This is a genomic window from Erwinia aeris (assembly GCF_041224955.1).
GTDB lineage: Bacteria > Pseudomonadota > Gammaproteobacteria > Enterobacterales > Enterobacteriaceae > Erwinia > Erwinia aeris.
Genome location: NZ_JBGFFX010000006.1, coordinates 271,679 through 278,928, shown reverse-complemented (window position 1 = coordinate 278,928; position 7,250 = coordinate 271,679). Strand labels below are relative to the sequence as shown.

General features: G+C 53.8%; 8 protein-coding genes. 6 read left to right on the top strand and 2 right to left on the bottom strand.

Annotated elements, in window-relative coordinates:
* On the bottom strand, nt 1–237 hold a 237-nt coding region (locus tag AB6T85_RS12465; protein ID WP_440135766.1), incomplete at its 3' end, for a flagellin N-terminal helical domain-containing protein.
* A gap of 361 nt (nt 238–598) precedes the next feature.
* Here AB6T85_RS12465 and fliD point away from each other — a divergent pair.
* The 4 genes from fliD (at nt 599) to amyA (ending at nt 4,445) form a co-directional block, all read left to right on the top strand.
* Nucleotides 599–2,044 (top strand): flagellar filament capping protein FliD, encoded by a 1,446-nt coding sequence (fliD, locus tag AB6T85_RS12460; protein ID WP_301250974.1) that lies wholly within the window; start codon nt 599–601, stop codon nt 2,042–2,044.
* Nucleotides 2,045–2,060: 16 nt separating this feature from the next.
* Nucleotides 2,061–2,468, top strand: a complete 408-nt coding sequence (gene fliS / locus AB6T85_RS12455; protein ID WP_369895714.1) for a flagellar export chaperone FliS — start codon at nt 2,061–2,063, stop codon at nt 2,466–2,468.
* Nucleotides 2,468–2,836 (top strand): flagella biosynthesis regulatory protein FliT, encoded by a 369-nt coding sequence (gene fliT / locus AB6T85_RS12450; protein ID WP_369895712.1) that lies wholly within the window; start codon nt 2,468–2,470, stop codon nt 2,834–2,836. Before fliS ends, fliT begins: the two co-directional genes overlap by 1 nt.
* A 127-nt stretch (nt 2,837–2,963) precedes the next feature.
* Complete coding sequence (amyA, locus tag AB6T85_RS12445; RefSeq protein ID WP_369895710.1) at nt 2,964–4,445, top strand: alpha-amylase; 1,482 nt, start codon at nt 2,964–2,966, stop codon at nt 4,443–4,445.
* A 41-nt stretch (nt 4,446–4,486) separates the two neighbouring features.
* Here amyA and yedD read toward each other — a convergent pair whose 3' ends face one another.
* Nucleotides 4,487–4,966 (bottom strand): lipoprotein YedD, encoded by a 480-nt coding sequence (yedD, locus tag AB6T85_RS12440; RefSeq protein ID WP_369895709.1) that lies wholly within the window; start codon nt 4,964–4,966, stop codon nt 4,487–4,489.
* Nucleotides 4,967–5,121: 155 nt separating this feature from the next.
* Between yedD and AB6T85_RS12435 the strand changes: the two genes are divergently transcribed.
* Together AB6T85_RS12435 and AB6T85_RS12430 are read left to right on the top strand one after the other, a co-directional pair.
* Entirely contained in the window at nt 5,122–5,445 is a 324-nt protein-coding gene (locus AB6T85_RS12435) for a DUF6388 family protein (protein WP_253460498.1), read from the top strand.
* A 425-nt stretch (nt 5,446–5,870) separates the two neighbouring features.
* A complete protein-coding gene (locus AB6T85_RS12430) occupies nt 5,871–7,250 on the top strand; it encodes a GGDEF domain-containing protein (protein ID WP_253460495.1) in 1,380 nt (459 codons plus the stop codon).

Sequence of the window (7,250 nt, the reverse complement as noted above, 5' to 3'; positions counted from 1 at the left end):
GCCTTCAGCCGTCTGAGTCAGAGAGATACCGTCGTTGGCGTTACGTGCCGCCTGAGTCAGACCTTTGATCTGAGAGTTCATGCGGTTAGCAATAGCTTCACCCGCGGCGTCGTCTTTTGCGCTGTTGATACGCAGACCGGAAGAAAGACGCTCGATAGCGGTGCTCAGAGAAGCCTGTGATTTGTTCAGGTTGTTCTGAGTAGTCAGCGACATGATGTTAGTGTTAATAACGGACATAATAGTTTCCTTCAAAATCAGTTAGTTTGTTAGGCTGAGCTTTTAACGCTCACGGCGTCTGCCACCGTTACTGAAGTTATCGGTTGGGTTAATCTGAACTTTAGAAAAAAAGTGAAAAACCCATTAGCCCGTTGAATCAACATTAAAAATCGTGACTATTCTACCCTTCCCGACCGCCGTTTCACGGCCGATGCGTACTCTGCAACTCTCATTATAGTAACCCCGGCCTGAAGAAACGATCTGGCTAATTACCTGCGGATACCCCTCTTATTCTGCCCATTAAATTTTTTTCTGCGGCGTAAACTTTTTATCTCTGCGGCCGATATGTGTTTTGCACCTATCTCATTCTTAAGGATCTCTCATGGCAAGTGTAAGCTCGCTCGGAGTCGGTACCAGCCTTGATCTGGATACCCTTTACACCAGTTTAGAAACCGCTGAGAAGACAAAACTGACCGCGATTACTAAACAACAGACGACCTATAATTCCCAGCTCAGCTCTTATAGCAAGCTGCAGAGTTCTATGGCCGCGCTGCAAACGGCGGCGGCGGCGCTGACCAAGACGTCTGCTTTCAGCGCGACGGCCGTGACCAGCACCAATACTTCCTTTACCGCTACTACCGACGCAACGGCCTCAACCGGCGATTACAGCGTTGACGTTGATCAGATAGCGAAAGCGCAGACGCTGATGTCCGGCTCGTTTAGCAGCAACAGCACGGCGCTGGGCGGCACCACCAGCGGCAACAGCCGTACGCTGACCATTGCCCAGGGCGGCAGCACTACGCCGCTGACGATTACGCTGACCGACAGCCAGACGTCGCTGTCCGGCATTGCCGACGCCATTAACAAAAGCGCCGGCAACGTCAGCGCCAGCATTATTAAAGCCAGCAGCGGCGATTACCGTCTGATGCTCAGCTCGAAGACTACCGGCACCGACAGTGATATGACCGTCAGCGTGACCGGCGACGATACGCTGCAAAGCGCGATTGGCTATAGCGCCAGCGCGACCGGCACGCAAAATATGTCGGTGCAGACCGCCTCTCAAAACGCCAAACTCAACATTAACGGCGTGGCGATTGAGCGTAGCAGCAACAATATTACCGATGCGTTAACCGGCGTTACGCTGAACCTGAACGCTCCCAGCACCGATGCCTCCGGCGAGAAGCTGACGGTTTCACGCTCTATTGATGACAGCAAAAAAACCATCAATGCTTTTGTGACGGCCTACAACTCGCTGAAGTCGACTATTGCTTCGGTTACCAAGTATACCGCCGTTTCAGCTGGCGAAACGCAGGCAAGCAGCAACGGCGCGCTGCTGGGCGACAGTACGGTTCGTGCGGTAGAAAACAGCATGAACTCGATCCTGACCACGGTACAGGGCGGTTCCTACTCGATTCTGGCGCAGCTGGGCATCACTATCGATCCAACCGTGCAGAGCGACGGTTCTACCGGCGCGTTGACCGTAGACGACACCAAGCTGACCGCCGCGCTGACCAATAACCCGCAGGCTGTCAGCCAGTTCTTTATCGGCGACGGCAGCACCACTGGTTTCGCGACCAAGCTGAACAGCACCTTAACCGCGATGCTGAGCACCACGGTCGGTAAAGAAGGCATCATCAAGAACGCAGAGGATGGCATCAATACCACGCTGAAAACGCTGAGCAATCGCTATGATCAAATGAGCGATTCGATTGACGCGACGATGGCCCGGTACAAGACGCAGTTTACGAATCTGAGTACGCTCGTAAACTCCCTGACCAACACGTCGACCTACCTGACGTCGCAGTTTTCTTCAACTTCATCCAGCTAATTAAGCCGGGGACGATATGTATAAAGATTCAGGAGCACAGCTCTACCGCAAAGTAGGTTTGGAAAGCAGCGTGCTGGGCGCCAGCCAGCAGCAGCTGACCACGCTGTTGTTCGACGGGGCGCTTAGCGCCCTGGTTCGCGCACGGTTGTTTATGCTGGATGGCCAGATTGAAGGCAAAGGCAACGCCATCTCCAAAGCCATCAACATTATTGAAAATGGGTTAAAAGTGGGCCTGGTGGATGAAAGCGGCGACGAGCTGGCTGCCAATCTGCTCGCGCTCTATGACTACATGATAAGACGCCTTCTCCAGGGTAATTTGCAGAATGATGTCGCTGCCGTTCAGGAAGTAGAAGATCTGCTGCGCAACATTGCCGATGCCTGGAAAGAAGTCACTGCTAATACTGTTCTTCAGGACGCCGTTTAATGAATATTGCACCGCATCTGCTCTCGATTTACCAACAGCTTTTAGTGCTCAGCCAGTCAATGTTGCGTCTGGCAACAGAAGGCGAGTGGGATAAATTGATCGAAATGGAAGTCGATTATGTCAGTGCGGTGGGAAAACTGGCGGAGTGTACGCAGCAAACACCCGTCCCGGCTCAGACTCAGGACCAGTTACGTCCTGTACTGCGCCATATCCTTGCCAACGAAGCGGAAGTGAAAAACCTGCTGCAGGCGCGCAAGGCAGAGCTGGCGCAGTTGATTAGCCAGACCAGCCGTCAGAAAACCGTCAATAAAGCCTATGGCGGCATGGCAGGCGTGATCCTGTTCCCGCAAAACGCCCAGGGCGTTTAATTCCACTCGGGCAATCGTCCCGAATGAAGCCAGTAAGCGCAGCGGAAAATATTTCTGCGCTTACCGCGCTTTTCCCGCCGCCTCTTCCATACTTCAGTTTCCCGCTGATGACTATTGGAGCAATGGCATGCGTAACCCCACATTATTACAGTTCTTTCACTGGTATTACCCCGAAGGAAGCAGGCTGTGGCCAGAAGTGGCTGAACGCGCCGAATGGCTGGCGCAGGCGGGGATCACCGATGTCTGGCTGCCACCAGCCTATAAAAGCTCCGAAGGCGCAACAGGCGTAGGCTACGCCACTTACGATCTTTTTGACCTTGGGGAATTTGAACAGAAAGGCAGCCGCGCCACCAAATATGGCGATAAAGAGCAGCTGATCGCGGCGGCAAACGCGCTGAGAGAGCATGAGGTCGGCGTCATTATGGACGTGGTCTTCAACCATAAAATGGGCGCGGACGAAAAAGAGAAGGTGCAGGTCAATCGCGTTAACCCTGAAAACCGGGAAGAGATCGATGACGAGGTGATTGAGGCGGAAGCCTGGACCCGTTTTACGTTTCCGGGCCGTGGCGGCCAGTACTCAAAATTTACCTGGGATTATAAATGCTTTAACGGCGTGGACTGCATTGATAACCCGGAGGAGTACGGCGTCTTTAAGATCATCAATGCCTATACCGGCGACGGCTGGAACGAACAGGTTGACGACGAGCTGGGCAATTTTGATTATCTTATGGGCGCCAATATCGATTTCCGCAATCGCGCGGTTACCGAAGAACTGAAGTTCTGGGCGCGCTGGATGATGCAGCAGCTGCCCTGCACCGGCTTTCGTCTGGATGCCGTCAAGCACATTCCCGCCTGGTTCTATAAGCAGTGGATCGATCATATTCAGGAAGTGGCAGAGCAGCCGATGTTTATCGTGGCGGAATACTGGTCGCACGAGGTCGAGAAGCTGCAAAACTATATTCATCAGGTCGAAGGCAAAACCATGCTGTTCGACGCGCCGCTCCAGATGAGATTCCACAATGCCTCCCGCGAGGGCGCCAACTTCGACCTCAGCCAGATTTTCAGCGGGACGCTGGTCGAACACGATCACTGGCATGCTGTAACTATTGTCGCTAACCATGATACCCAGCCGCTCCAGTCGCTGGAGGCGCCGGTAGAGCCCTGGTTTAAACCGCTGGCCTATGCGCTGATCCTGCTGCGCGAACAGGGCGTACCCTGCGTCTTCTATCCCGACCTGTTTGGTACCAGCTACAAAGACACGGGCGGCGATGGCGAAGAGTATCAGATTGATATGCCGGCAATCCCGGAGCTGCCTGCATTGCTGCGTGCGCGCCAGGAACATGCGCACGGCATCCAGACCGAATGGTTCGATCATCCGAACTGTGTGGCTTTCGCGCGCAGCGGCACGGATGAACACGCGGGCTGCGTGGTGATTATGTCAAACGGCGAACAGGGCGAGAAAACGCTGCCGCTGGGCATGGATTTTGCCAGTAAAACATGGCACGACTACCTGGGCCATCGTGAAGAACAGGTGACCTCGGACGAAGAAGGCAACGCGACCTTCTTCTGCAATGCGGGCAGCGTCAGCGTTTGGGTGCTGGATATTTAAAAAAATGCGCGCGCGGCAGGCCGCGCGCGGCTTGTACAGGATCAGGATTTCCCGTTTTTCATCATCACTTTATGATGCGACCGGCCGTTGCTATGTGCTTTGGCGACTTTTTGCGCATGCGCCTGCTCTGTAGCCTGTTTTAACGCTTCCTGACACTCGGCGGTTGGCTGCTGCACCTTCTGCATCACCAGCTTGTCGTAGTGCAGCGCCTGTCCTTCCAGCACCAGCGGCATGACGCGCACTTCATTATTTACATTCACCCAGTCGCCGGAGAACAGGGTGATCTTGCCCGGCTTGGCGATAACGCGCTGCCACTGGCGACAGTCCAGCGTATCGCCTTCGGCGGTAACGATCAGGCTGGCTTTTGCCTCTTTGCTGACCAGCCCCTTCTGCGGCCCCATCGTCTGCCAGTTACCAACCAGGTTTGCAGGCGGCGGCGTTTTAATCGCGCTCTGGTAATTAGGTATTTGCGCACAGCCAGTCATCGCGACGGCAGCGGCCGCTAAAATCCACTTTTTCATGTTCAGTTCCTGATTCTTCAGCCAGGCGCTACGTTATAATTTTTTACCCGTACAATTCAAGCTGTCTCGCCCTGCCCTACGCGCTTTTCAACAGCAGATGCTGAAAAGACGCCGGACGTGTAAACTGGCGCATCATTTTTTTGCCGGACCCCGCTATGAAAACCATTGAAGAGTATTACGCCGCCGCCACCGCGCTTTTTCTGGAAGCGCACCCGGAAATCAAAGCCGGTATCGCCGCGCTGAGCCAGCAGGACGCAGAGACGCTCGGCATGTCGTTACCGGCCTTACAGCGTATGCAAACCGATCGCGCCTATGCTGCGTTTACGCGTGAAAAAAAGCTGGATGGCATGTTGTTCGCCATCCAGCTGGCCGAGCCGGATAAAGCCGTAGCGGCTCAGGCTATCGAAGCCTACCTGCGCCAGCACGCCGAAGCGCTCGGCATGAGCTGGGAAGAATTCTGCATCAAAAACGAGCTGTAGCCGTTTATCCTGCTTTTTTCCGGCGTAATCCCTCTGTTGCGCCGGATAAACGCAACTTCAGGACCGGCCCCGGTGAGAATGCTCTCAAACAGAAAAGCGCAGTGAATAATAATGCGTAAAGCGCACTTTTTTACGGTATATATAGCCTTAACGCCTGTATCTCGTGATAGATCGCGACAGGATGATTAATTTCTCAGGAGATTGAAAACAGCAAATTATAAGGATATTCTTTACGCGCTTTTCCGCCTGGATAAATAAGCCTGACTTTATTGCCTTGTCGCGACCAGGGGCATTATCTGCTTTACCTGTTTGAATCATAAGAAATTATTAAGAATACTAAAGTCAGAAAACCAACTGTGATAGCTGGAAGTATAAGCGCAGGCCACGTTTGCGGCATTGCCTTAAATAAAATTTGAGCCACCGAAATGCCATTAAGTAAATATAAAATTAACCTGGTTATTCTGCTATTTTTTATCACTCTTTGTATGGCAATGCTGGGGCTTTACTGCCGCACTAACGCCGCGCTTTCTCTTTTCTGGCCCTGCAACGCGATGCTGCTGGGTCTGCTGGTCCGTTTTCCCCAGCTTAGCTCGGCCCTGACTTTTCCGGCTATTTACGTTGGGCTGGTGACTGCGGATATCGCTTTTGGCACGCATGTCGCTGCCTCAATGGGCATGGACGCGGCCAACCTCTCTTTTATCGTCACCGGCCTTGGCGTCCTGCTAACCGGCAGCACTACGTCACGCCGCCTACAGGCGCTGAACCGCGTTTTTCCGGCTTCTGTCGTGGGCGCAGCGGTATGCGCAGTTATCGGCTCGGTCGCCAGCCAGCACTATTTTCATGACGATTTGGTGCAGGGCTGGATTTCCTGGTTTTGCGAGCAGGTATCCACTTCTATTCTGCTGTTGCCGGTCATGATTACCCTGCCCCGCAGCGATGAAATCAACGAGCTGCTGAGGGAGTGCCGTCAGGTTTCGCCGCTGCCGCTGATTTCGCTGGGCGTATCCATCGCCGCCGGCATTAGCGTGGGCGGCGGCGGCAGCCTGATTTTTCCCCTCCCGGCGCTGATGTGGTGCGCGGTCAGCTATCCGCTTTTTATCACCTGTCTGCTGACGCTTATCACGGGCATCACTGAAATTATCCTGGTCGCCAGCAACGTATTAACGATTCAGGGCAGAGACGATTTCTTTCTGATCGATAGTCTTGCTTCGGCGCGACTGGGCGTAGCGGCGATGACGGTCAGTCCGCTGATCGTCGCCCTTAGCGCTACCGCCAATAAAAAGCTGGTGGCGCGCATTACCCGACGGGCCGATTACGATCTGCTTACCGGCGCGCTGACCCGCAGCGGTCTGGCCGCCAGGCTCGACGCTTTGATGGCGCGCAGGGATCATAACTTTAACGGCGCGGCTTTTGTGGTGGATATCGATCGCTTTAAAAATATCAACGACACTTTTGGACATGCGGCGGGAGATTATGTGCTGGCGCAAACCGTCGAGCGTATTCGTCAGACGCTACAGCAAACGGCGATTATCAGTCGGATGGGGGGTGAGGAGTTTTTAATTTTAATTGAGGATATTTCGCTGCCTCGCGCTTTTCTGCTCGCCAACCGGCTGCGGCAGAGCATTGAGCAGCATACGATCATTCTTAACGACGACGATTTAAGCGTGACGATCAGCATCGGTATCAGCTCGCTGGAGCGGGTTGATGCTAAAACGCTGGATGAAGCGATTAAGAGCGCGGATAAACAGCTCTATCTGGCCAAAAGCAGCGGCCGCAATCGGGTCTGTCCGGAAGTTGTGCTGTAA